Here is a 24,130-nt window from a genome sequence, read left to right on the forward strand (position 1 = left end):
CCCGCCCGCCGAGCCGCAGTGGATCGACGGGCGGAGGGTTGCAGGGGCATGGCGAGCCGCCGGGCCCGCGTCGCTGGCCCGCGCGACCACGGGCGTACCGGTGACGCGTGCCCGTGCGATCACGCGGGAGCCGCGTGCCCCTCGGATGACGCGGGAGCCGCGTGCCCGTGGGATCATGCGGGAGCCGCGTGCCCGCGACGCTCAGCCCTCGAGCGTCCCGCGCGCCTCCTCGGCGACCTCGCGGGCGTAGTCGTCCTCGCTGCCGGCCAGCACCCGCTGGATTCCCGCCGTGGCCCTGCCGTCCTTGCGCAGGGCGAGCCCCCTGGCCGCCTCCGCCACGGTGCGCAGGTCGCTGTCGTCCAGCCGGGCCGCGAGCGCGTCGCGGATCTCGGGAGTGTCGGCGTCGAGGTTGGCGATGCCCGTGGTGGCCCAGTCGCGCACTTCGTCCTCGTCGTCCCGCGACATCTCGACCAGCAGCGCGAGCCCCTCGCCCCACAGGTCGCGCTCCTGCTCGCCGTGCAGCGCCGCCGGGTCGCCCGGCAGCACGTCGGCCAGCGCGATCGCGTCCGTCATCGTCCGCGTGTGCCCGGGGCGGCCGATGATGTCGAGCACCTGGGGCAGCGCCCTGGGGTCGCCCTGGTGGCCGAGCGCCGCCAGCACCGACCGCAGCACCTGCGGGTTGCCCTCGGTCGTGGCCATCTTGCGCAGCAGCGGCAGCGTCCGCTCCCGGTACGGCTTGTCGCCGTCCTCGGTGACGCCGTACTGCGCGATGGCGTCGACGCCGAACTCGCGCTCGCGGGCGTCCTCGCTGACGCACAGTCTGGACAGTGCCTCGTAGGTCTCGTCGTCGGCACGCTTGCCGAGGGTGTCGGCGACGACCCACCACGTCTCGGCGTCCTCGTCGGTGTCGCGGTGCGACAGCGCCCTGGCGACCAGTTGGTCGACGGGGGTGTAGATGCCGTCTGCCTCCTCCAGCAGCGTGGCGACCGCCGCGTGGCCGCGCTGGGCCTGGATCTGCTCGCGCTGCTGTCCATCGGGCGACTGCCCGGCCACCGTGACCAGCTCGGTGCCGTCCTTGGCGTACTGCCGGGCCACGACGTACTCCCAGCCCTCCTGCCCGATCTGGTCGAGCAGCGCGCTCTCCAGGTGGACGCCCACCCAGTCGACCGCGATGTCGAGCGGGGTGTCGTCGTCGCCGTCGGCCTTCTCGACGTCGGCGCCGGCCTCCAGCAGCACCCGCACCACGCCGAGCGCGCCGCGCCGCGCCGCCAGCGTCAGCGGCGTGTCGCCGCCGTCGTTGGCCGCGTCGACCTCCGCGCCCGCCTCGATGAGCACCTGGGCGGTCTCGGCGTGACCGTTGGCCGCCGCCCATGCCAGCGCCTGCCAGCCGCCGCTCTCCCTGCCGTTGACGTCGGCGCCGCCCGCCAGCAGCGCCTTGGCCACGGCCACGCGGTCCCGGGCGGCCGCCGCGCACAGCGGGAGCCCCTCCTCCTCGCCCTGGCTGACCACGTTGGGGTCGGCTCCCGCGGCCAGCAGTTCGTCCACGGTCTCCAGGTCGCCGTCCAACGCCGCCCGGAAGAGCTGTTCCTCATGCATGACAGGACCCTAGCGTCTCCGGTCAGGGGGCGGCTCCAGCGGCAGGATGTTGGTTCTCCGCAAGACCGGCAAAACGCGATATGTTGCGACTATGAGTGAACCGGGGGGACTGCGCGCCTCAGACGTCGAACGAGAGGCCGTCGTCGAGCGGCTGCGAGTGGCCTCGGTCGAGGGCCGGCTGACGCTGGTCGAGCTGACCGACAGGACGGAGGCCGCCTACAAGGCGACCACGCACGCCGAACTGGCACTGATCACCCAGGACCTGCCCGCCGAAGGCACCGCCGCGCCCGCGCCCTACGCCGCGCCCACGCGCAGGCGGCGCTGGTACGTGGCGATCATGGGGGACACCAAGCGCCGCGGCAAGTGGCGGGTCGACCAGGAACTCGGCGCGGTGGCCGTCATGGGCGACGTGGTGCTCGACCTGCGCGAGGCCGAGGTGCGCACCAACGCCATCGATGTCACGGCGGTGTCCGTCATGGGCGACGTGAAGATCATCGTTCCCGACGGCGTGGACGTGGACCTCGACGGCATGGCCATCATGGGCGACAAGAAGGTCGACGTGCTGGAGGCCGCGCCCGGCATGAACGTCCCCGTGGTGAGGGTGCACGCCTACGCCGTGATGGGCGATGTGAAGGTCGTCGGCGACTCGCGGGCCAAGCCGATCAAGCGCGGCTGGTCGGCGTGGCGCGAGCACCTCGGCCTCACCCACGAGCCCAGGGACGAGCTGCCCCGGGGCGGCCACGCATGGGGCGAGCAGCCGTGGGGCGAGCAGACACGGAGCGAGCAGACACGGGGCGAGCAGCGCCGACTGGGCCACGACTGACGCCCGACCCAGACGCGCCCACCCCGCACGACCAAGCCCCGCACGACCAGGCCCCGCGGGATCAGCCCGAGCACGATCAGCCCGACCACGATCAGGCCAGCACGATCAGGCTGTGCGGATCAGGCTGCGTGGATTCAGGCTGAGGCCATGACGGTCTCGGCCGCCAGCGCGAGCTCGTAGCGTTCCAGCAACACCTCGACCAGCTCGGGCGCGGGGCCGAGCACGTCCGACACCACGTCGGCGCCCGCGCTCCGCCGTACCTTGTCGGCGAAGAACCCCGGAGCCAGCAGGTACGGCGCGACCGCCACCCGCGGCGCTCCCGCCGCCCGCAGCGCCGCGACCGCCTCGGCGGGAGTGGGACCCGCGGCGGAGGCGTAGGCGGGCGTCACGGCCCACCAGCCCGCCCGCTCGCCCCACTCGCGGGCCAGGTCGGCGACGACGGCGTTGGCGCGGGCGTCGCTCGAGCCCGCGGACACGAGCACGACCGCCGTGCCGGGATCGCCGGTCACGACCCCCGCTTGCGCCATGCGGCGTTCGAGCGCGTCGAGCAGCAGCGGGTGCGGCCCGAGCGTCGTGCCGTACCGCACCGAAAGACGCGGGTCGCGGGCGCGCGCCTCGGCGAGCGCGGCGGGCAGGTCGACCCTGCTGTGGTAGGCCTCGGTCAGCAGCAGCGGCAGCACGACCGCCTCACGCAGGCCGTGCAGCGCCTGGGCGAGCGTGGGCGGGCCGTGGTCGAGATAGGCCGAGCGGACGGGCAGCTCGGGCCGCGCCTGCCTGACCCGGTCGAGCAGCGCCTCCACGGTCGCGGCGGCGCGCGGGTCACGCGACCCGTGCGCCACCGCGACCAACGGGATCGCGCCCCTGCCAGGGCGCGCCCCCACAGCTGCCGGGATCAGAGGTGAATGCCGCATTCGGTCTTCCCCATGCCCGCCCAGCGGCCGCTGCGCGGGTCCTCGCCCTCGGCGACCTGGCGGGTGCAGGGAGCGCAGCCGATCGACGGGTAGTTGTCGTAGTGCAGCGGGTTGATCAGCACGCCGTTGTCGGCCATGTAGTTGTCGACGTCGTCCTGCGTCCACCTGGCGATCGGGTTGACCTTGACCATCTGGCGCTTGGCGTCCCACTCCACGACCTTCGTGCCCACGCGCGTGGGCGACTCGTCGCGGCGGATGCCGGAGATCCAGGCCAGGTACGGCTCCAGCGCCCGGTTCAGCGGCTCCACCTTGCGCAGGTAGCAGCACAGGTCAGGATTGCGGCCGAACAGGCGGGGGCCGAGGTCGCGCTCCTGCTCCTCGACCGTCCGCGACGGCTGCACATTGATCACATTGACGTCATAGACCTGCTGGACCGCGTCACGGGTGCCGATCGTCTCGGCGAAGTGGTAACCCGTGTCGATGAACAGGACGTCAACGCCCGCCTTCACCCTGCTCACCAGGTCGATCAGCAGGGCGTCGCTCATGGAGGAGGTCAGGCACAACCGGTCGCCGAACGTCGCGGCCGCCCAGCGGATGATTTCCCGCGCGGGCGCGTCCTCCAGGAACACCGCCGAGGACTCGACAATGGACTGCAGGTCGAGCGTGCCGCGCTGTTCTCGAAGCGTCACCTCGATGTCCACGAGCGTCATGAGGCCTCCTTCGTCGGCCCCATGACGAGCGTGCTGTGTCTACTGATGCCCTCACTGCGTTCGGTCATATCTTCACTCCGATCCCAAGAAACTTCAGCTTGAAGGCGCGGGCGCACGCCCTGCAGTACCAGCCGCCGTCGCCCTCGTACGGCTCCAGGTCCTCGTCACCGCAGTAGGGGCAGTGGAAGGGAACAGCGCGCTCGCTCATGTCAGATCCGCCTCGTCGGCTCGCTGGACCCAGTCGGAGAACGACTCGCCTTCCTTCTTCTGATCCTCGAAGTTGGTCACGACCCGCTCGACGTAGTCGGGCAGCTCCTCCGCCGTGGTCTTCAGGCCACGGACCTTGCGGCCGAAGCCGGGGTTGACGCCGAGCGAACCACCCAGGTGGATCTGGAAGCCCTCGACCTGCTCGCCCTTGTCGTTGACCACCAGCTGGCCCTTCAGGCCGATGTCGGCGACCTGGATCCGGGCGCAGGAGTTGGGGCAGCCGTTGACGTTGATGGTCAGCGGCTCGGCGAAGGTCGGCAGCCGCTTCTCCAGCTCGTCGATCAGGTGGGAGGCGGTGGCCTTGGTCTCGACGATGGCCAGCTTGCAGTACTCGATGCCGGTGCAGGCCATCGTCTGGCGGCGGAAGGTGGAGGGGTTGACCTGCAGGTCGCGCGCCTCCAGCGCGGCCACGAGCGAGTCGACCTGGTCGGGCGCCACGTCGAGGATGACCATCTTCTGCTCGACGGTCGTACGCACCCGCGTGGAGCCGTGCCGCTCGGCCAGATCGGCGATCGCGTGCAGGGTGTCGCCGTCGAGACGGCCGACCCTGGGCGCGAAGCCGACGTAGAAGTTGCCGTCGCTCTGCCGGTGGACGCCCACGTGGTCGCGGCGGCTGTCGCGCGGCTGCTGCGGCGCGGGGCCGTCGGGCAGGTCCTCCTTGAGGTACTCCGTCTGGAGCACGTCGCGGAACTTCTCCGCGCCCCAGTCGTTGACCAGGAACTTGATCCTGGCCCGGTGCCGCAGCCTGCGGTAGCCGTAGTCGCGGAAGATGCCGATCACGCCGCCGTAGACGTCGCCGACCTGGTCGGGGCGGACGAACACGCCGAGCCGCTTGCCGAACATCGGGTTGGTGGACAGGCCGCCGCCCACCCACAGGTCGTAGCCCTTCTCGCCGTGCTCGTTGACGACGCCGACGAAGGCCACGTCGTTGATCTCGTGCACCGTGCAGTGCGCGGGGCAGCCGGAGATCGCCGTCTTGAACTTGCGCGGCAGGTTGGAGTAGGCCGGGTCGCCGATGAAGCGCTCGTGCACCTCGCGGATCTGCTCGGTGGCGTCGAGCACCTCCTCGGTGTCGATGCCGGCCAGCGGGCAGCCCAGGATCACGCGCGGAGTGTCGCCACACGCCTCGGTCGTCGACAGGCCGACCGCCTCCAGGCGCTCCCAGATGTCGGGCACCGCCTCGATCTCGATCCAGTGGTACTGGATGTTCTGCCGGTCGGTGAGGTCGGCGGTGCCCCTGCCGTACAGGGTGGAGATGTCGGCCAGCACCCGCAGCTGCTCCAGGCTGAGCTGGCCGCCGTCGATGCGGACGCGCAGCATGAAGTAGCGGTCGTCCAGCTCCTCCGGCTCGAGGATGGCGGTCTTGCCGCCGTCGATGCCGGGCTTGCGCTGGGTGTACAGGCCGTACCAGCGCATGCGCCCACGCAGGTCGGCCGGGTCGATGGAGTCGAAGCCGCGCTTGGAGTAGACGTCGATGATGCGCTGGCGAACGTTCAGCCCGTCATCGTTCTTCTTGTTCTCCTCGTTCTTGTTCAGCGGCTCGCGGTATCCGAGAGCCCACTGACCTTCGCCGCGCGGGCGCTTGTGATGCCGGCTGGCAGGGGTGGTCATAGCGCGTCCTTTGAGTCATGGGCGCGCGCCGGTCTCCTCCTGCCTCATCGTCGAGTGCAGGGGACCGGGATGTGCGACGCGCGCACCGCTTCAGCGGGAAAACGGGAACGGATTAGCGGGCGTCGCTACAGATGGCACTACGGACACGCTGAAGGTCGACGTGACGTCGCACGACGAGCATCGGGTCCGCTGGCATACGTCGAACGATACCTTGCCGACCTGATGTGTCCAAGACCGGTCCAGAGTCTGGACGATCTACCCCTGCCTGGGCCAGTCCAGCGGGGACTCCTTGGGGGTCTCCTCGCTCTGGTGCTGGCAGTCGCACCATGATCCGCCAGGGCACTCCTCGTGGAGTTTGTCCTTGCACTTCTCGCAAATCACGTCTTGATTATTCACCGCGGACCGGCCCTGGGCTCGGCGTCGTCAGGACACCTCACGCTCGGCGTGCGCGCCATGCCATACAGGTTCGCGGTCAGGGGCAAGGGCCGGGCCCCTCAGGGAGGATTCAGGGCAATTCCGGATGATCTTTTGGGATACGCACTGAGATGCTTTGAGCTATGCGCACCATTCTGAACGTCATCTGGCTGGTATTCGCGGGATTGTGGCTGGCGATCGGCTATGTGATCGCCGGAATCATCTGCTGCATCCTGATCATCACGATCCCCTTCGGCATCGCCTCGTTCAGGATCGCCGCCTACGCGCTGTGGCCGTTCGGCAGGACCATCGAGCGCGATCCCGACGCCGGAGCCATGTCGACCATCGGCAACGTCATCTGGATCGTCTTCGCCGGCTGGTGGCTCGCGCTCGGGCATGTGATCACCGCCATTCCGCTGTTCGTGTCGATCATCGGAATTCCGCTCGGCGTGGCCAACATCAAGTTGATTCCCGTCTCGCTGCTGCCGCTCGGCGCGCGTATCGTCGAATCCTGACACGAGATCGGATTGCCACAGGTCACGCCGGGAAGTGACCTGTGACAGCGAATACCTTTGGTTGCCATGACGTCCACCGACGCACCGCCCGGCGCCAAACGGCGCGGGCCGCGGCTCAGCATGAGCCGCGCGAGGGAACGGCTCAACTGGGTGCTGGACACCCGGTCGTGGGCCATCGTTCGCGCGTCCGTCGACGCCGGCGTGAACTACCGGGTCACCGGCCTCGCGGGCGAGGCGGCGTTCTTCGCGCTGCTGTCGCTGCCGCCGTTCGTGCTCGGGCTCATCGCCGTATTGGCCCAGCTCAGCTCGGTGCTCGGCCCCGCCACGATCGAGACCGTGCGCGCCGAGGTGGAGAAGCAGGCGCACTTCGTCTTCACCAACAACGCCATCGACCAGGTCATCAAACCGCTCCTCGACGACGTGCTCCAAAGTGGCAACAAGGTGCCGCTGATCTCGCTCGGTTTCCTGCTCGCCCTGTGGTCGGGGTCGCGGGCGCTGTACGTCTACGTGGACCTCATCTCGGTGGCCTACGGCCTCGGCGAGGAGCGCGGCATCATCCGCACCAGGCTGATGTCCTTCGGCCTCTACCTCGTCGCCCTGCTCATCGGCGTGGTCGTCATGCCGGTCATGCTGATCGGCCCCGACCTGCTCCGGGTGGCGATCAAGGACTACGCGGTGCTGGTCGACGCGCTGTACTGGCCCGTCGTCATCATCGGCTCGGTGCTGTTCCTGACCATGCTCTACCACGTCAGCGTCCCCGTGCGGACCAAGTGGTACAGGGAACTGCCGGGCGCGGTGCTCGCCCTGTTCCTGTGGCTGGTGTGCGCCATGGTGCTGCGGGCGGTCTTCGCCTCGTGGTTCACACCCGTCTCGGTGTACGGCTCGCTCGCCGCGCCGATCGCCGTCCTGCTGTGGCTGTACATCACCGCGCTCGCCGTGCTCATCGGCGCCATCCTGAACGCCGAGGTCGACCGGCTGTGGCCGGGAGAGGGGGCGACCAGGGCCAGCCGTGGGGCCCCCTGACATCCGATATCGTCTAGGGCGTCGCGACTGGCGCATTAGGTGGTTGACCACCGGGGAGCGGAAGGGGCGAAGGCCGAGCGCCTGGGTCTTCGCACATCGTCAATGACAGGGGAGTCATGAGTTCTCTCGCCAACGTCGACCCGCAGCTCGCCGAGCTCATCAAGGCCGAGGAACGCCGCCAGGCCGACACCGTCAAGCTCATCGCGTCCGAGAACTACGTGTCAAAGGCGGTCCTCGAGGCCACCGGCACCGTTCTCACCAACAAGTACTCCGAGGGCTACGCGGGCAAGCGCTACTACGAAGGCCAGCAGGTCATCGACCAGATCGAGACCCTGGCCATCGACCGGGCCAAGTCGCTGTTCGGCGTCCAGCACGCCAACGTCCAGCCCTACTCGGGCTCGCCCGCCAACCTCGCCATCTACATGGCCTTCCTCAACCCCGGCGACACCGTCCTGGGCATGGGCCTGCCGTTCGGCGGCCACCTGACCCACGGCTGGTCGGTCAGCGCCACCGGCAAGTGGTTCAACCCGGTCCGCTACGGCGTCCGCCAGGACACCGGCCGCATCGACCTCGACGAGGTCCGCGCGCTGGCCCTGGAGCACCGGCCCAAGCTGATCTTCTGCGGCGGCACCGCGATCCCGCGCACGATCGACTTCGAAGGCTTCGCCTCGATCGCCAAGGAGGTCGGCGCCGTCCTGGCCGCCGACATCGCCCACATCGCGGGCCTCGTGGCGGGCGGCGCCCACCCGTCGCCCGTCGGCCACGCCGACGTGATCTCCACGACCACGCACAAGACGCTGCGCGGCCCGCGCGGCGCGATGCTGATGGCCTCAGCCGACGAGCACGCCACCGCGCTGAACAAGGCCGTCTTCCCCGGTCTGCAGGGCGGCCCGCACAACCACACCACCGCCGCGATCGCCGTCGCCCTGCACGAGGCGGCCCAGCCGTCCTTCCGCGAGTACGCCGCGCAGGTCGTCGCCAACGCCAAGGCGCTGGCCGAGGAGCTGTCCAGCCGCGGGTTCGACCTGGTCTCCGGCGGCACGGACAACCACCTGATCCTGCTCGACCTGACGCCCAAGGGCATCGGCGGCAAGCCCGCCGCCCAGGCCCTCGACAGGGCGGGCCTGGAGACCAACTACAACACGGTGCCGTTCGACACCCGCAAGCCGTTCGACCCGTCCGGCATCCGCATCGGCACGCCCTCGGTCACCTCGCGTGGCATGAAGGAGGCCGAGATGCGGCAGATCGGCGCGTGGATGGACGAGGTGGTCACCGCGCTGGCCAAGGGCGACGCCGACGACGTGATCACCCGCGTGCACCACGAGGTCTCCGAGCTCACCGCCCAGTTCCCGGCGCCCGGTCTGGCCTAGTACGGCAAGGCCGGTCCCTTGCCTGACGGCTCGGGGCCGGCCTTCCCCGTGGGCTCCCGCCCCCGTTGACCACACGCCTCGGTACGCCGACCGGGGTGCGACGCCTGGAAACGCGGGGGCGGCGCTCGTCGGCGGCCGGCCGGCCCGGTGGAGGGGCGCTCGTTGGCGGCATCTCTGAGACCGCATTCGATCCGAACCTGGAGCGATGGCGACCGTTGGCCTACTCTGAAACGCGAGGGGAGTACTTCCCAAGCGCCGGCCCGGTCAATACGGACCTAAGACAGCGTCCCCGGGACGGCCGCCCGCCTGATGCGGGCGAAGGAGACCTCGAACGGCCAAGCGCGTTCGAGGAGGCTTCATGTCCGCCGGAACCACTCTCCTGACCGAACTCGAAACGATCGGATCACCGCTGCTGTGGGCGGTCACCCTGGCCGGACTTGCGTTGCTCCTGGGACTGGACTTCACGCTGACGCGGCGACCGCACGAGGTGCGGATGGGGGAGGCGCTGGGCTGGTCGATCTTCTATCTGGCGCTGCCGCTGGTCTTCGGCGTGTTCGTGTGGCAGGCGTTCGGGTCCGGGGTGGCGATGGAGTTCTTCACCGGGTACGTGGTGGAGAAGTCGCTGTCGGTGGACAACCTGTTCGTGTTCATGCTGCTGCTGACCGCCTTCGCGGTCCCGGCCGAGCTGGCCCAGCGCGTCCTGCTGTACGGCATCATCGGCGCGCTGGTGCTGCGCGCGATCTTCATCGCGCTCGGGGCGGCCGTCCTGCAGAGCGGCACCTGGGCCTTCCTCCTGTTCGGCGGCATCCTGATCGTCACCGCCGGAAAGATCCTCAAGGAGGCGCTGAGCGGGAAGGAGCAGGAAGTCGACATCGCTTCCATGCGCACCATCCGGCTGCTGCGGCGCTTCATGCCGGTGACCGATGACTACCGCGGCTCCCAGGTGATCGTCCGTGAAGGTGGCCGCCGCGCTCTGACTCCGCTGGCGCTGGCCATCGTGGCGGTCTTCGCCACCGACATCGTCTTCGCCGTCGACTCGGTGCCTGCTGTCTACGGCGTGACCGAAGACCCGTTCCTCGTCTTCGCCACCAACGCCTTCGCGCTGCTGGGCCTGCGCGCGCTCTACTTCGTGCTGCAGGGTGTTCTGGCCAAGCTGCGCCATCTCAATCACGGCCTCGGCATCATCCTGGCGTTCATCGGCGTCAAACTCGTCCTGCACTGGGCGCACGGCATCTGGACCTGGGTACCGGAGATCCCCACCACGCTTTCGCTGGCGGTGATCGTCGCGGTCCTGCTCACCGTCACGGCCACGAGCGTGTTCGCCAACCGCCGCTCGCTGTCTGTGCAGGATCGCCGTTGACCCCCACGACGGGCTGGACGGATAGTGGACACAGCACGGAGGGGAGTACCCGCCGTCCGACACCCCGACCGTCACCACGGCCCCTCACACGGGCCCGGCGGGGTGGCCCTGCCGCCTGAGCGCAGGGTGCGGGAAGACCTTCGTCCTCGTGATCGCATGCCCACCGCGAGGCGAAGGGAGAGCCGAGATGTCGCTCACTGTCCTTGCCGAAATCCTGCTCGGGATCCTGCTGGTCCTGTCCGCGCTCGTCAGCGCCGCCGTCCTGTGGACGGAGCCGCCGCGCGGTGCGGGACGCCATCGGACCGGCTTCTGCGCGCTGTTCCGCCATGACCGGTACCAGCGCCCCGGCAGTCGCTGATCGCCGAGGAGCCTGGCGTGATAAGGTGCCCGAAAGGCAGACGGCCACGACACGGGAGGTGAGGACTATGCGGGTCTTTCTGAGCTACTCGCTGTCCGACATCCTCCGGGTGCCCGCCTGACCATTCCGCTGCGGGGCCCGGTTTTCCGAAGGGTAACCCAAGCGTGACTTCGTACGATCTTTCCCTGCTCGGCTGGACCGATTCGCTGGCGGCCGAGCTCCCCACCGGCACGATTCCCGGACGGGTGGCGCGGGTCGACCGCGGCGCCGCCGAGGTGATCACCGCCGATGGGCACCACCACGTCAAGTACGGCGCCCGCGTGCGGCGCGCCTCGGCCGACGATCCGGTCGCGCTCCCGTGCGTGGGCGACTGGGTGGCGCTCAGGGCGCTGCCCGAGGGGCGTTATGAGCTCGACGACGTGCTGCCCCGCCGTACCGCCTTCGTCAGGGGCGGCGTCAGCCGCGTCTCGCGCGGCGGGCTGTCGGGTGACGGCCAGGGGCAGGTGCTGGCCGCCAACGTCGACCTCGTGTTCGTGGCCGAGCCGTCCATGCACGCCACCGACTTCGCCGACCTCGGCCGCATCGAGCGGCTGGTGGCGCTGGCGTGGGAGAGCGGCGGCACGCCCGTCGTGCTCATCACCAAGTCCGACCTGTTCGAGCGGGGGCTCGACGAGCTGCTGGCCGACGTCGCCGCGGCGGCGCCCGGTGTGCCGGTGCACGCCGTCTCCTCGCTGCTGGGCGAGGGAGTCTCGCTGGTGCGCGATTATCTCGCCGGCTCACGTACGGCCGTGGTGCTCGGCCCTTCGGGGGCGGGCAAGTCCACGCTCGTCAACGCGCTGGCCGACGAGGGTGTCATGGACACCCAGCAGGTCCGCGCGGCCGACGGCAGGGGACGGCACACCACCGTGCACAGGGAGCTCATCCCGCTGCCCGGCGGCGGGCTGATCATCGACACGCCCGGCATCAGGCGGGTCGGCCTCTACGAGATGACCGACGGGGTCGACCTGGTCTTCGCCGACATCGAGGAGCTGGCCGGCTCGTGCAGGTTCGGCGACTGCGGTCATGACGGCGAGCCGGGCTGCGCCGTACAGGCGGCCGTGGAGTCGGGCGAACTGCCCGAGCGCAGGCTGGAGAGCTGGTTCAAGCTCCAGCGCGAGGCCGCGTGGATGGCGGGCAGGACGGATGCCAGGCTGCGCAAGGAACAGCAGCAGAAATGGAAGATCATCCACAAGGAAATGCGCAGGTCGGGCCGTAATCGTCCCTAGTTGACCCCGGGTGTTGCCCGCGACGCTAGGAGGCGGCGGGCGCGGGTATCACTCGGGCATGGGCCCTCTGTTCGCCGACAGAGCCGAGGCGGGCGCCCTGCTGGCAGAGCGCCTGCTCGGGGTGAAGGACCCCGTCGTGCTGGCACTGCCGCGCGGCGGGGTGGCCGTGGCGGTGCCCGTGGTACGGCGGCTCGGCGGCGTGCTCGACGTCCTGGTCACCAGGAAGATCGGCTATCCGGCCCAGCCCGAGCTGGGCGTCGGCGCGATGGCGGAGGACGGGGAGCCGGTGTTCGACGAACGGCTGATGACCGGTCTGGGCCTGACGCCCGCCGGCCTGGAGGCCGTGGTCGAGCGGGAGCGGGCCGAGCTGAAGCGCAGGGTGCGGGTCTACCGGGGCAGCAGGCCGTTGCCGTCGCTGACCGGCCGCGATGTCGTGGTCGTCGACGACGGTCTGGCCACCGGCGGTACGGCGAGGGCGGCGCTCAGGTTCGTCGACGCTGCCAAGCCCGGCAGGCTCACCCTCGCCGTGCCGGTCGGCGCTCCGCAGACGGTCAGGGCGTTGCGCGCCGAGGCCGACGAGGTGGTCGTGCTGGCCACGCCACCCGACTTCTTCGCGGTCGGGCAGTGGTACGGGAGCTTCGAGCAGCTGAGCGACGCGGACGTGCTGGACCTGCTGTCGCAGCGCTGAAGCGCGCCTCAGGTGAGCGCGGCCCAGACCAGCTTTCCGCCGCCGGCGGGACACAGCCACCCCCAGGCGGTCGTCAGCGCCTCGATGAGCGGCAGCCCCCTGCCGAACTCGGCGAGGAACCCCGACGTCGCGGTCACCGGCACCGCGCCGCTGAAGTCGCGCACCGCGCAGCCCAGCCGGCGTTGGGAGCACACCAGCTTCAGCGATCTGGCGCCCCCGCCGTGCCTGATGGCGTTGGTCACCAGTTCGGAGACGACGAGCTGCGCGTCGAACACCGCCTCGTCATGGTCCCAGCCGGCGAAGGTGGTGCGCACGAACGACCTGGCCACCCCCACGACGGCCGGATCCACGGGCGTGGCGAAGTCGAGCGCCACCGCTTGGTCGCCCGGCGGGCCGCCGGACAGCAGGACGCTTAGCCACTCGGGCGGTGCGGTGCCCGTCGCGGCGTGCCATGGTGCTGCGGAAGTGGTCATGGAGGTCCCCGGGGCTCGGATACTTCGCGCGGTCCAAGTGACCATGTTTACGGCGATGGCTTACAGATGCAAGACTTTTCGTGTTTTACGGATGCAAACCGCAAATGCACGTGCGGACGGGCCGATATTATCCCCGATCCATGTCACACTGTGATCTTTCCCGGAAAGGAGACGGCGCGTGGAAGCGGCGGCGAACGTGCGGCCCCTGAGCTCCAGCAAGGGCGGCGGTCCGACGGTTCTGCGCATCCTGCTCGGCGCCCAGCTCAGAAGGCTGCGCACGGCCAAGGGGATCTCCAGGGAGGACGCCGGCTACGCGATCAGGGCCTCCCACGCCAAGATCAGCCGGCTCGAGCTCGGCCAGGTGAGCTTCAAGGAGCGCGACGTCGCCGACCTGCTCACCATGTACGGCGTGAGCGACCCCGACGATCGGGCGAGGCTGCTCGACCTGGCCAGGCAGGCCAACCAGCCGGGCTGGTGGCACAAGTACAGCGACCTGCTGCCGAGCTGGTTCGAGGTCTACATCGGGCTTGAGGGCGCGGCCTCGGTGATCCGTACCTATGAGAACCAGTTCGTGCCCGGCCTGCTGCAGACGCCCGAGTACGCCAGGGCGGTGATCTCGCTGGCGCACGACAAGGCGCCGAAGAGTGAGATGGAACGCAGGGTCGCGCTCAGGACCACCAGACAGGAGCGGCTGAGGGGGGACAGGGCCGTCGCGCTGTGGGCCGTGCTCGACGAGGCGGTGCTGCGCCGCATGCTCGGCGGGGCCGAGGTCATGCGCGGCCAGATCGACCACCTCATCGAGATCTCCGCGCTGCCGAACGTGACGGTGCAGGTCATGCCGTTCGACAGGGGAGGCCACGCGGCTGCGGGCGGGCCGTTCTCGATCCTGCGCTTCCCCGAGTCCGAGCTGCCCGACGTGGTCTACATGGAGCAGCTGTCGAGCGCGCTCTACCTGGACAAGCTGGGCGAGTCCGAGCACTACATGAAGGTCATGGACCGGCTCAGCGTGCAAGCGGACACTCCTGCTGAAAGCAGGCGCTTTCTGGAGCGATTGCGCAAGATCTTCTAGTTCGTCATATCCTCGTGCACTGCAAGCACAGATGCACGTGCATTCGCACGCACGAGGAGGAACCATGGGGGAGATTCCCAACGGCATCGCCGCGAGCAGCCTCGCGGTGGCCTGGCGCAAGGGCAGGCGCAGTAATCCGAACGGTAACTGCGTGGAGGTGGCCGCCCTGCCGACGGGTCAGTACGCGGTGCGCAACTCCCGCTTCCCCGACGATCCCGCACTCGTCTACACCAAGGCGGAGATCACCGCGTTCGTGCTGGGTGCCAAAGACGGGGAGTTCGACGACCTGATCAGCTGAAGGAATCGCTTGATCAGGCAGTTGTCCCGACCGGGTTCGAGTTGGTCATCGGGACAACTGCGTGATCACGCTGTTCCTGGGTGCTGCCGGGGTGGAACTCAGGCGGCGGAGATGCCTGCGCTGGCCGCGCGGCGCATGCGACGGCGACGCTCGGAGGCGCGCTCGTCCTCGTTCAGACCGCCCCACGTGCCGTACTTCTCGGGCCGGGACAGCGCGTAGTCAAGGCACTCGGCGCGAACGGGGCACTGGGCGCAGATCGCCTTGGCCTTCCGCTCGCGGACGTCACGCTCGGGCTGCCGCTCGCCATCGGGACCGAAGAAGAGCACGAGGTCCTCACCTCGGCACGCGGCATCATCCTGCCAACCCCAGCTGGGGCGCGGGCGGGCGATCTGCCGACGTACCTGAGACATGAGAAAACCACCTTCGTGAGAGGTATTTCAGTGATTGAGCCGCATTGGACGCTTTCGGCGTCACTGTTCCAACGCAGGGGTGTGCCGTGATGTTCCCGTGATCAAGTGAGGGCGGGCGTGGCGTACCGCACAGGCGTGAGCCTGTCCAGCGAGACCAGCCGGTAGGTGGTGATCGTCTCGGCGCAAGCCGTACCACACGGTGTTTGGAACACCGATGGCTCAACCACAACCTGGAACCGGACCTCACCGCAGCGCACGATGGCTTCGGTGACGTCGCCGTCCGACCTTGAGGATTCCACGGCCACTCCGCCTACCGACAGCTCACCCGTGTGGGCACGGGCGAAATGTTCGGCGGCCTGCAATGGCTCAGGGATGCCTGCGCGTCCCCGGAAACGGTCGAGAATCACCTCGCCGGACCGGTACGCGTTGGCCGCTGCGATCGCAGCAGCCTGAGACATGCTGCCGTAGAAAATTCCGTGTGGCAAGCACACGAGGTTGGCGGCGTAGCGATCGCCGCCAACATGTGAGGTTTCCCACACTCTGTCCGGCAAAACTTCTGCCAGCGCACGAGCGAGGGGTAGTCCAATGCGGGCGCAGCACGCATTGCGCTTGGCGTGCGTGCAGACCAGAAATACCGGCTCGTCTTCAAGTATGCAGGACTCTGGGACCACTCCGGCCAACACGGCGTCCAAGTCAAGATCGTCGGGACCTGCGACGACACCCCTGGCCAGCCAGGGGTTCGGGCCCGCCGCGTAGCCGACTAGCACACGGATGCCCTGGTCCCGCTGCCGGGTCCGGCGGCGGGGGCGGCGGATCAGCTGGGGCCTGATACCGCGTTCCGCGGCTCTTCGCACGAGTTCCGCGATCTCTTCAGGAAGTTCGCAGTTTTCCAGATGTGAGGCCCAGGGGCCCTCGTGTTCGATGAGCAGCCACAGGCGGGCGCCGACCGTCGCGCTGGCGAGGGTCGGCACGTCACCGGTGTGACAGCCGACCGGATGGTCGCACCCCTTGGCCATGCTTCACCTTCCCCCGAGCAAGTTATTAGGTAAGACTAACCTAACGGTTTGGGGAGTGCGCGGAGGGCTGACACACATTTACAGGGTGAAGGCGTGGCGGGCCGCGGCGAGCGCCGCCTCCCTGTCCTCGGGAATCAGCCCGATCCTGGTACGGCGGTCGAGCAGGTCGGCCTCATCGAGCGCGCCCTCGTGCCTGACCGCCCACACCAGCTCACCGAGCGCGCGGCCCGCCCCCACCGGCTCGGGGTGCAGCTTCACCAGCTCGTGCACGGCCGCGGCCTCGCCGCCGTACCGCTCCACCAGCCCCGAGGGCCCGCCCAGCGGTTCGGCGCCGACCAGCGGGACCCGATGGGTGACGCAAGGCCCCGCGGGCAGGTTCCGCAGCCTGACGGCCGCGTCCACGGCGTCCTGCGCCATGCGCCGGTAGGTGGTGAGCTTGCCGCCGGTGACGGTGATCACCTCGTCGGGCGAGGTCAGCACGGCGTGCCTGCGCGACAGGTCGGCCGTACGGCCCTCGGCCTCCAGCAGCGGCCTCAGGCCCGCGTAGGCGCCCGCCACCTGGCTCCTGTCCACCGCGGTCTCCAGGACCGTGTTCAGCACGGCCAGCAGCGCGCTCACGTCCTGCTCGGGGACCTCGGGCACGTCGGGCACCGGCCCGTCCACGGGCTCGTCGGTCAGGCCGACGTAGATCCGGCCGTCGTGCTGGGGCAGGACCAGCGCGAACCGGTTGCTCTCCCCGGGAATCGGCACGTGAAGCCCGGCCCGCAACCCAGGCAGCGCCTCGCCGCGCAGTACCAGATGGGTGCCACGCGAGGGCCGCAGCCTGATGTCGGGGCTCAGCTGCCCCGCCCACACGCCCGCGGCGTTCACCACGACGCGGGCCCTGATCGTGAAGGACTCTCCGGTCAGCTCGTCGCGCACCTGGGCGCCGCCGCGGTGCAGCTCCAGGGCCCTGCACCTGGTCAGGATCCGCGCGCCGTGGCCCGCCGCCGTACGGGCGATCGCCACGACCAGGCGGGCGTCGTCGACCAGCCGCCCGTCCCACGACAGCAGGCCCCCGCGCAGGCCGTCCGCACGCAGAGGAGGAGCCAGCCGCCGGGCCCTGGCCGCGGGCAGGCGCGAGGGGCCGGGCAGCAGCCTGCGCGGCGTACGCGCCGCCGCGCGCAGCCCGTCGCCCATCCGGTAGCCGGTCATGACCAGCGCCGCCTGCCCGCGCGAGACGGCGGGGGTGAGCGGCATCAGGTACGGCGCGGCTTTGACCAGGTGCGGGGCGGTGCGGCTGAGCAGGATGCCGCGCTCGACCGCGCTCTCGTGGGCCACGCCCACCTGCCCCTTGGCCAGGTAGCGCAGCCCGCCGTGGATCATCTTGGAGCTCCACCGCGAGGTGCCGAAGGCCAGGTCGTGGGCGTCGACGGCGGCCACGGACAGCCCACGGGAGGCGGCGTCCAGCGCCACGCCCGCCCCTGTCGCGCCGAGCCCGACGACCAGCACGTCGACGGCCGTATTCCGGACCCGCTCCAGGTCGGCGAGCCTGCGGGCGGCGTTCAGCGAGGTGTTCATGCCAGGTACCTCTCCAGGAGGGTCGCCAGTTCGGCGTCGAGGGTTGCGGGGTCGCCCATGGTGTGGGCCGACAGCAGGAACGACTGGGCGGTCAGCAGGACGGCGCGCGCCTGGACGGGGCTCATGCTCCGTTCGAGCACCGCGAGGATCGCGTCGTGGCTGGCGCCCCTGCGCATCGTCAGGTACGGCAGCAGCAGCTCGGGGTCGACCTCGACGATCTTCCGCCACAGCGGGTGCTCCCTGAGCGTCCGCACGCCCTTGACCACCGCGGCGACGGGGTCGGACAGGTCGAGGGCCGCCACGACGGCCAGCCATTCACGCGTCATCACATCGGCGACCAGGCTGCCCACGTCGGGCCAGCCGCGGTAGATGGTCATCCGCGACACCCCCGCCCGCCGGGCCACGTCGGTCAGCGTCGTCCGCCGGACCCCGTAGGCCAGCACGCACTCGCGCGCGGCATCCAGCACCACATCATTGTGACGAATTGCCGTCATATGTCACAGTGTAAGGCGTGGAGAACGAACCGATGCTGTGGAGCGGCTGGGGCGACCCCGCCAAGGCCCGCGAACTGCCCGACCAGATCCGCACGCTCCTGCACGACCTCATGGGGGTGCGCGAGCCCGCGCCGGCCGCGGCCCTCGACGAGGTACGGCTGCCGCCCGTCTCGCTCGCCGACGCGGCGGCGCACGAGCTGCGCGAGGCGGTGGGCGAGGCCCACGTGCGCACCGACCGTGAGGCGAGGATCAGGCACACCCGCGGCAAGTCCACGCCCGACCTGCTGCGCATGCGCGCCGGCGACGGCTCGGACGCCCCCGACGCGATCGTGCTGCCCGGCTCGCACGAGGAGGTGCTGCGCGTCCTGGAGGTGTGCGGACGGCACCGGGTGGCGGTCGTCCCCTTCGGCGGGGGCACCTCGGTCGTCGGCGGCCTCGCGAGCGGCGGCCTCGTGAACGGAGCTGGGGCCGGTGCGGTGATCGCCCTCGACCTGGCGCGGCTCGACCGCCTGGTCTCGGTCGACACCGAGTCGATGGTCGCCGAACTGGAACCGGGCCTGCGCGCTCCCGACGCCGAACGGCTGCTCGGCGAGCACGGTCTCACCCTCGGCCACTTCCCCCAGTCCTACGAGTACGCCACGCTCGGCGGCTTCGCGGCCGCCAGGTCGAGCGGCCAGGCCTCGGCGGGATACGGGCGTTTCGACGACATGGTCGTCGGCCTGACCGTGGCCACCCCCTCGGGAACACTCGACCTCGGCCGCGCGCCCAAATCCGGCGCGGGCCCGGACCTGCGGCAGGTCGTCCTCGGCTCGGAGGGCGCCTTCGGGGTCATCACCTCCCTGCGCCTGCGGGTACGGCGCGCCCCCGCCGAGACGGTCTACGAGGGATGGCGGTTCGAGTCGTTCGCGGCGGGATCGGCGGCGATGCGCACCCTCGCCCAGGAGGGGCTGCTGCCCACGGTGCTGCGGCTGTCCGACGAGACCGAGACGATGATCGGCCTGGCCAAGCCCGAGGCCATCGGCTCCGGCGACTCCGGCTGCCTGCTGATCGCCGGTCACGAGAAGGATCGCCAGGGGGCGGGGGCTGTCCTGGCCCAGGCGGGCGGCACCTATCTGGGGGCCGAGCCGGGACAGGCGTGGCAGCACGGCCGGTTCGCCGCGCCGTACCTGCGCGACTCCCTGCTCGCCGCGGGCGCGACGGTCGAAACGATGGAGACCGCCGGTTTCTGGTCGAACCTGCCCAGGCTCTACGACGCGGTACGGCTGGCGCTGCTCGGCGCGCTCGGCACGCCCCTGGTCATGTGTCACATCTCGCACGTCTACGAGACCGGCGCGTCCCTGTACTTCACCGTGGTGACCGAGCGCGGCCTGGCCGAATGGGAGAGCGCCAAGCAGGCGGTCAACGCGGCGATCGTCGGCGCGGGCGGCACGATCTCGCACCACCACGGCGTCGGCAGGGACCACAGGCAGGCCTACGCCGAGGAGATCGGCCCGCTCGGCGTCGAGATCCTGCGCGCGGTCAAGCAGCGCCTCGACCCCGCCGGGATCATGAACCCCGGGGTGCTCATCCTGGCGTGATCACTCCTTCTCCGCCTCCTCCAGCAGCATGAGCGCCTCCTCCTTACGGCCGAGGGCGGTCAGCACGTCCGCCGTACAGCCGAGCGCCATGACCAGCGGCGCGCCGCCGAGCGCCCTGGCCAGCCCGAGCGCCTCCTCCGCCAGCGGCAGCGCCCGTTCGGGCCTGCCGCGCGACATCAGGTGCCTGGCGCCCGTCCGCAGCGCCCTGGCCAGCAGCCCCGCGTGCCTGACCGGATCGCGGGCCGCCAGCACCCTGGCATCCGCGATCGCCTTCTCCGTGCTCATCGTCGCCCCGCCGCCGAACCCCCGCTGCGTCGCGGCATAGGCGAGCAGCCCCTCGACGGCGTCGGCGCTGATCCCATCCCCTGAACCGGTGCGGGCCATCCCCAGCCCCCCGCAGCATCGACAACCGCTTGCTTGGGGGTGAAGGCTACCGCACGTGGTCGCTCGATGACAGGGCCGAGAGATCAGGTAAAGATATGGTCATGGTCGAAGTCGCCGCGGAACGTGGAAAGCGGGTCTCCTCCCGCACCTCGGAGGAGGGCGCCGGATGGCGCTGCCAGCAGATCGGGACGTACAAGGACCTGCGTCCCGACAACGACATCTTCTCCTGGTTCAGTCCCCGCACGCTCTGGCGCTCGCGCAACGAGGTCCTGTCCGGCCTGTTCGGCGACCCCTCGGGAGAGGTACGGCGGCGCTGGGTCGAGGCGCAGCGCGCCCGCGGCGTGGACGGCGACCTCAGGATCAGGCAGGGGCTCGGCACAAGCTACTCCTTCCTGCTCCTGGGCGATCCAGGCGAGGGCGACGCCTCGCAGTACGCCGTCGTGCCCGGGCTGCTTGCCATCGGCGAGGACACCGCCTTCGCGGTGATCGCCAGCGACGTGATCTACCCGACGGGCGCGGGCAACGACTACCCGCACAAGTTCTTCCGGCCCTACAAGGACTACCAGGCGCCCATCTACGCCCTCCCAGGCAACCACGACTGGTACGACGGGCTCGGCGGGTTCATGCGCGTCTTCTGCGACGCGCCCCCGCTGAAGCCCAAGCCGGATCGGGGCCTGCGCGGCCTGCTGTGGCGCAGGCCCGAGCCGATCGACGAGGCGGCGCTCGCCCAGGCCCGCACCATGCGCGGCGCTCCCGCGCAGCAGGCCGTCCAGCCCGCCTCCTACTGGGCGATCGAGAGCGAGAGCCTGCTGATCGTCGGGATCGACACCGGCATCGACGGCCTGATCGACAAGGACCAGGTCGAGTGGCTGCGCCGTACCTCACGCGACCCCAGACCCAAGATCCTCATCACCGGCAAGCCCATCTACACCCGCAACGTCCACAAGCCCTCGCCGCTGGAAGGCGGCGGGACGATCGACGACATCGTCCGCGACCCGGCGCACCGCTACGTCGCGGCCATCGGCGGCGACGTGCACAACTACCAGCGCTACCCGGTCGACGTGGGGGGCCGGACGATCCAGTACGTGGTCGCGGGCGGGGCGGGCGCCTTCATGCACGCCACGCACACGATCGAGCGGGTGGACGTGGCGGGGGTGCACGAGGACGAGTTCAAGTGCTACCCGCTGCGTGGCGACTCGCTGTCGTTCTACAGCCAGCTGTACGCCAAGCGGCTGCGGATGCGCTGGCTCTACCTGACGCCGAGCGAGGCGGCCTGCATCATGGCCGACCGCATCAAGAACACCCCGGTCCGGCAGGTCGACCCCACCGTGACGATCACGCGCAGGATGCGGTGGGCGGCGCGGGTACTGGGCGCGTGGCCGATGCCGCTGCGGCTGCCGGTGGGGCGGGTCTTCCACCGGTACCTGTCGGAGCTGTCGGACTGGGACACACCGCCGTTCTTCAAGAGCTTCCTGCATGTGAAGGTGATGCGGGACGCGGTGACCATCCGGTGCTTCGGGGCGACGGGCTGCCTGCCGCAGGAGCTCGACCCTCCGCTGGAGGACGAGGTGACCATCCCCCTGACCTTCTGACCCCCGTGCCCGCTGGCCTGGATCGCCTGACCCCGGCCCGCACCCTCGGTGGCGGGCTCTCCACACCCGCCCGGCTGCATTCTCGGTGGTCGCCCTCGCCGTGCCACCGACCCTCTCCGCACCACCGGCCTTCCGGTAGCCGCCACCCTCGGCGGCTGGGCTTTCCGGCCCCGCCCGGCTGCTTTCTCGGTGGCCGCCGTCGGGCTCGTCGGGGTTGACCTCGTCGAGGAGACGGGGGCTTCGGCCAGTGTGGGCCGGTCGGGGAAATGTCGGTGGAGCCTGGCAGGCTGGACGCGTGTACGTCGCCCTGACCTCAGACTCCTCGGGCGGCGGGACGCTGCGCCCGGTCGAGGGCCTGGCCCGCCGCGTCGGCGATCTCGCCGCCGCCGTACGGGAGCTGGAGCCGCGCCGCCCGCGCTGGGTCTGGGCCGACGCCCGGCAGGTCTACCCCGCGCTGCTGGCGGCGGGCGTGCGGGTGGCGCGCTGCCACGATCTGACGCTCACCGAGGGATTGCTGCTGGCCCACGAGGGCCGGTACGGCGAGCCGCGCTCGGCCGAGGCCGCCCACGCCAGGCTGCACGGCCTGCCCGTGCCCGAGGACGGCGGCGGGGCCACGGCCAGGCAGGACACGCTGTTCGAGCCCGAACGGGTCGAGCTCGGCGCCGACGCGCTGGCAGAGGTCCTGGCCGACCAGCTGGCCAGGATCGAGGCGTTGCCCGACCCCGGCAGGTTCAGGCTGCTCGTCGCCGCCGAGTCGGCGGGCGCGCTGATCGCCGCCGAGATGGGCCATGACGGCATGCCGTGGCGGCGCGACGTCCACGACGAGCTGCTCACCGAACTGCTCGGCCCGCGGCCCGTCCACGGCATGCGGCCCGCCAAGCTGCAGGCGCTGGCCGACCAGGTGTCGGCGGCGTTCGGCCACCCCGTCAACCCCGACTCCGTGCAGCAACTGGTCAAGGCGTTCAAGTCGGCGGGTGTGGCGCTGAAGACCACCCGATCGTGGGAGCTCAAGCAGATCGACCACCCCGCCGTCGCGCCGCTGCTGGCCTACAAGGAGCTGGCCAGGCTCTACAGCTTCCACGGCTGGGTGTGGGCCGACCAGTGGGTGCGCGACGGGCGCTTCAGGGCGGAGTACGTCGTGGGCGGCGTCGTCTCGGGCCGCTGGGCGACCAGCGGCGGAGGGGCGCTGCAGATCCCCAAGGTGATGCGCAAGGTCGTGGTGGCCGACGAGGGCTGGGCGCTGATCGTGGCCGACGCCGCCCAGCTGGAGCCGAGGGTGCTGGCTGCCATGGCGGGCGACAGGGGCCTGGCCGGCGCCGCGGGGGAGATCGACCTCTACTCGGCGCTCGCCAAGGCCTTCGGTGGCGAGCGCGACAACGCCAAGATCGCGATGCTCTCCGCCATGTACGGCGGCACCAGCGGCGACGCGCCCAAGTTGCTCGCCGTGATGCGGGAGCGCTTCCCGCGCGCCTACCGGTTCGTGGAGGACGCGGCCAAGGCGGGGGAGGAGGGCAAGCTCGTCAGGTCGTGGCTCGGCCGGACGAGCCCGCCGCCGTCGCAACGATGGAAGGACCTCGTCTCGGGGCCGGACGGGGTTCGGGCGGCCCGCGACAGGGGGCGCTTCACCCGCAACTTCGTCGTCCAGGCCACGGCGGCGGAGTGGGCGCTGGCGCTGATGGCGGTGCTGCGCGGGTTGCTGCCCGAGCCTGCCAGGCTGGTGTTCTTCCAGCATGACGAGGTGATGGTGCACTGCCCGCTCGGCCAGGCCGAGCAGGTGACCGCCGCCATCGCCGCGGCCGCGACGGAGGCGACGCGGCTGCTGTTCGGGGCGACGCCGGTGCGTTTCCCGATGGAGGCGGTCACGGTCTCCTGCTACGCCGACGCCAAATAGCCCCCTGACGGCGGAGTCTCTCGACCCGCCACCTCGGGAGACGCCAGGGTCGCGCGCCGGGTGATCCGACCCGGCGATCCACATCGAGGCGGTGCCGGGGCGCGGGATCCACCGGAGAGCCGGTGTGGCCGTGGCCCCGGGTTCCGCTGGGATCCGGGCGGGGGTGTGCAGGGGGCGGTTCGTGGGTGGCATCCCGGACCGGGTGGTGTGCGCGGGTTTCCGGTGAGGCCACGGGGGTGTTGGGCGGGCCAGGTAGGGGCGGGACGCGGTGGGGTCCCGGGCTGGGGATGCGCCGGGCGGGGCGCTGATCAGGGTTGCAGGCGGGTTCCCGCTGGGACCCGGGCTGGGGATGCGCTGGGCGGAGTGCCCAGGGGTGTCGCGGGCGGGTTCCCGCTGGGACCCGGGCTGGGGATGCGCTGGATGGAGTGCCCAGGGGTGTCGCGGGCGGGTTCCCG

General features: G+C 70.6%; 25 protein-coding genes. 13 read left to right on the forward strand and 12 right to left on the reverse strand.

From position 1 onward, the window contains the following. Positions 1-201: 201 nt before the first annotated feature. On the reverse strand, positions 202-1,596 hold the full coding sequence (locus ACFXJ8_RS33655) for an ankyrin repeat domain-containing protein (protein WP_379648030.1): 1,395 nt from the start codon (positions 1,594-1,596) through the stop codon (positions 202-204). A 91-nt stretch (positions 1,597-1,687) separates the two neighbouring features. Between ACFXJ8_RS33655 and ACFXJ8_RS33660 the strand changes: the two genes are divergently transcribed. Further along, positions 1,688-2,419, forward strand: coding sequence for a DUF1707 domain-containing protein (locus tag ACFXJ8_RS33660; RefSeq protein ID WP_379648031.1), 732 nt, complete (start codon positions 1,688-1,690; stop codon positions 2,417-2,419). Positions 2,420-2,553: 134 nt separating this feature from the next. Here ACFXJ8_RS33660 and ACFXJ8_RS33665 read toward each other — a convergent pair whose 3' ends face one another. The 5 genes from ACFXJ8_RS33665 to ACFXJ8_RS33685 form a co-directional block, all read right to left on the reverse strand. After that, positions 2,554-3,330, reverse strand: coding sequence for a sirohydrochlorin chelatase (locus tag ACFXJ8_RS33665; protein WP_379648032.1), 777 nt, complete (start codon positions 3,328-3,330; stop codon positions 2,554-2,556). Then, complete coding sequence (locus ACFXJ8_RS33670; RefSeq protein WP_379648033.1) at positions 3,312-4,040, reverse strand: phosphoadenylyl-sulfate reductase; 729 nt, start codon at positions 4,038-4,040, stop codon at positions 3,312-3,314. The genes ACFXJ8_RS33665 and ACFXJ8_RS33670 overlap by 19 nt, the downstream gene beginning before the upstream one ends. A gap of 64 nt (positions 4,041-4,104) precedes the next feature. Further along, positions 4,105-4,248, reverse strand: a complete 144-nt coding sequence (locus ACFXJ8_RS33675; RefSeq protein ID WP_185077756.1) for an Insertion element protein — start codon at positions 4,246-4,248, stop codon at positions 4,105-4,107. After that, on the reverse strand, positions 4,245-5,918 hold the full coding sequence (locus ACFXJ8_RS33680; RefSeq protein WP_379648034.1) for a nitrite/sulfite reductase: 1,674 nt from the start codon (positions 5,916-5,918) through the stop codon (positions 4,245-4,247). Before ACFXJ8_RS33680 ends, ACFXJ8_RS33675 begins: the two co-directional genes overlap by 4 nt. A gap of 112 nt (positions 5,919-6,030) precedes the next feature. Continuing rightward, the gene (locus tag ACFXJ8_RS33685) at positions 6,031-6,246 is read right to left on the reverse strand and encodes a putative leader peptide (RefSeq protein WP_379648035.1); all 216 of its coding nucleotides are present in this window, start codon (positions 6,244-6,246) and stop codon (positions 6,031-6,033) included. A 229-nt stretch (positions 6,247-6,475) separates the two neighbouring features. Between ACFXJ8_RS33685 and ACFXJ8_RS33690 the strand changes: the two genes are divergently transcribed. The 7 genes from ACFXJ8_RS33690 to ACFXJ8_RS33720 all read left to right on the forward strand — a co-directional run bounded on the left by ACFXJ8_RS33690 (position 6,476) and on the right by ACFXJ8_RS33720 (position 12,911). After that, complete coding sequence (locus ACFXJ8_RS33690) at positions 6,476-6,847, forward strand: YccF domain-containing protein (RefSeq protein WP_379648036.1); 372 nt, start codon at positions 6,476-6,478, stop codon at positions 6,845-6,847. Positions 6,848-6,913: 66 nt separating this feature from the next. Then, positions 6,914-7,870: a YihY/virulence factor BrkB family protein gene (locus tag ACFXJ8_RS33695; protein ID WP_379648037.1), complete on the forward strand. Its 957-nt coding sequence runs from the start codon at positions 6,914-6,916 to the stop codon at positions 7,868-7,870. 116 nt (positions 7,871-7,986) lie between these two features. Next, entirely contained in the window at positions 7,987-9,240 is a 1,254-nt protein-coding gene (gene glyA, locus ACFXJ8_RS33700) for a serine hydroxymethyltransferase (protein ID WP_379648038.1), read from the forward strand. Between the two features lie 358 nt (positions 9,241-9,598). Beyond that, complete coding sequence (locus ACFXJ8_RS33705; RefSeq protein WP_379648039.1) at positions 9,599-10,600, forward strand: TerC/Alx family metal homeostasis membrane protein; 1,002 nt, start codon at positions 9,599-9,601, stop codon at positions 10,598-10,600. Between the two features lie 187 nt (positions 10,601-10,787). Further along, the gene (locus ACFXJ8_RS33710) at positions 10,788-10,958 is read left to right on the forward strand and encodes a hypothetical protein (RefSeq protein WP_379648040.1); all 171 of its coding nucleotides are present in this window, start codon (positions 10,788-10,790) and stop codon (positions 10,956-10,958) included. Positions 10,959-11,122: 164 nt separating this feature from the next. Then, on the forward strand, positions 11,123-12,223 hold the full coding sequence (rsgA, locus tag ACFXJ8_RS33715; protein WP_379648041.1) for a ribosome small subunit-dependent GTPase A: 1,101 nt from the start codon (positions 11,123-11,125) through the stop codon (positions 12,221-12,223). Positions 12,224-12,281: 58 nt separating this feature from the next. Then, on the forward strand, positions 12,282-12,911 hold the full coding sequence (locus ACFXJ8_RS33720; RefSeq protein ID WP_379648042.1) for a phosphoribosyltransferase: 630 nt from the start codon (positions 12,282-12,284) through the stop codon (positions 12,909-12,911). An 8-nt stretch (positions 12,912-12,919) separates the two neighbouring features. Here the strand turns inward: ACFXJ8_RS33720 and ACFXJ8_RS33725 are convergent, their stop codons facing one another. Next, positions 12,920-13,384 (reverse strand): ATP-binding protein, encoded by a 465-nt coding sequence (locus ACFXJ8_RS33725; protein WP_379648043.1) that lies wholly within the window; start codon positions 13,382-13,384, stop codon positions 12,920-12,922. Positions 13,385-13,562: 178 nt separating this feature from the next. Here ACFXJ8_RS33725 and ACFXJ8_RS33730 point away from each other — a divergent pair, with 178 nt between their 5' ends. After that, a complete protein-coding gene (locus ACFXJ8_RS33730; protein WP_379648044.1) occupies positions 13,563-14,453 on the forward strand; it encodes a helix-turn-helix domain-containing protein in 891 nt (296 codons plus the stop codon). A gap of 64 nt (positions 14,454-14,517) precedes the next feature. Beyond that, entirely contained in the window at positions 14,518-14,751 is a 234-nt protein-coding gene (locus ACFXJ8_RS33735; protein ID WP_379648045.1) for a DUF397 domain-containing protein, read from the forward strand. A gap of 98 nt (positions 14,752-14,849) precedes the next feature. Here the strand turns inward: ACFXJ8_RS33735 and ACFXJ8_RS33740 are convergent, their stop codons facing one another. The 4 genes from ACFXJ8_RS33740 to ACFXJ8_RS33755 form a co-directional block, all read right to left on the reverse strand. Further along, a complete protein-coding gene (locus ACFXJ8_RS33740) occupies positions 14,850-15,161 on the reverse strand; it encodes a WhiB family transcriptional regulator (RefSeq protein WP_192773819.1) in 312 nt (103 codons plus the stop codon). 101 nt (positions 15,162-15,262) lie between these two features. Further along, positions 15,263-16,177: a sucrase ferredoxin gene (locus ACFXJ8_RS33745; protein WP_379648046.1), complete on the reverse strand. Its 915-nt coding sequence runs from the start codon at positions 16,175-16,177 to the stop codon at positions 15,263-15,265. Positions 16,178-16,255: 78 nt separating this feature from the next. Further along, positions 16,256-17,737, reverse strand: a complete 1,482-nt coding sequence (locus ACFXJ8_RS33750; RefSeq protein ID WP_379648047.1) for a glycerol-3-phosphate dehydrogenase/oxidase — start codon at positions 17,735-17,737, stop codon at positions 16,256-16,258. Beyond that, complete coding sequence (locus ACFXJ8_RS33755) at positions 17,734-18,231, reverse strand: TetR/AcrR family transcriptional regulator (RefSeq protein ID WP_379648048.1); 498 nt, start codon at positions 18,229-18,231, stop codon at positions 17,734-17,736. Before ACFXJ8_RS33755 ends, ACFXJ8_RS33750 begins: the two co-directional genes overlap by 4 nt. Before the next feature lie 32 nt (positions 18,232-18,263). Here ACFXJ8_RS33755 and ACFXJ8_RS33760 point away from each other — a divergent pair, with 32 nt between their 5' ends. Next, positions 18,264-19,808, forward strand: a complete 1,545-nt coding sequence (locus ACFXJ8_RS33760; RefSeq protein WP_379648056.1) for an FAD-binding oxidoreductase — start codon at positions 18,264-18,266, stop codon at positions 19,806-19,808. Here ACFXJ8_RS33760 and ACFXJ8_RS33765 read toward each other — a convergent pair whose 3' ends face one another. Further along, positions 19,809-20,192 carry a hypothetical protein gene (locus ACFXJ8_RS33765; RefSeq protein WP_379648049.1) on the reverse strand — a complete coding sequence of 128 codons (384 nt, stop codon included), beginning with the start codon at positions 20,190-20,192 and terminating at the stop codon, positions 19,809-19,811. Positions 20,193-20,293: 101 nt separating this feature from the next. Here ACFXJ8_RS33765 and ACFXJ8_RS33770 point away from each other — a divergent pair, with 101 nt between their 5' ends. Further along, complete coding sequence (locus tag ACFXJ8_RS33770) at positions 20,294-21,784, forward strand: metallophosphoesterase family protein (protein WP_379648050.1); 1,491 nt, start codon at positions 20,294-20,296, stop codon at positions 21,782-21,784. A 295-nt stretch (positions 21,785-22,079) separates the two neighbouring features. Then, entirely contained in the window at positions 22,080-23,675 is a 1,596-nt protein-coding gene (locus ACFXJ8_RS33775) for a bifunctional 3'-5' exonuclease/DNA polymerase (protein ID WP_379648051.1), read from the forward strand. Positions 23,676-24,130: the final 455 nt, after the last annotated feature.

The sequence above is a fragment of the Nonomuraea sp. NPDC059194 genome (assembly GCF_042754765.1).
GTDB lineage: Bacteria > Actinomycetota > Actinomycetes > Streptosporangiales > Streptosporangiaceae > Nonomuraea.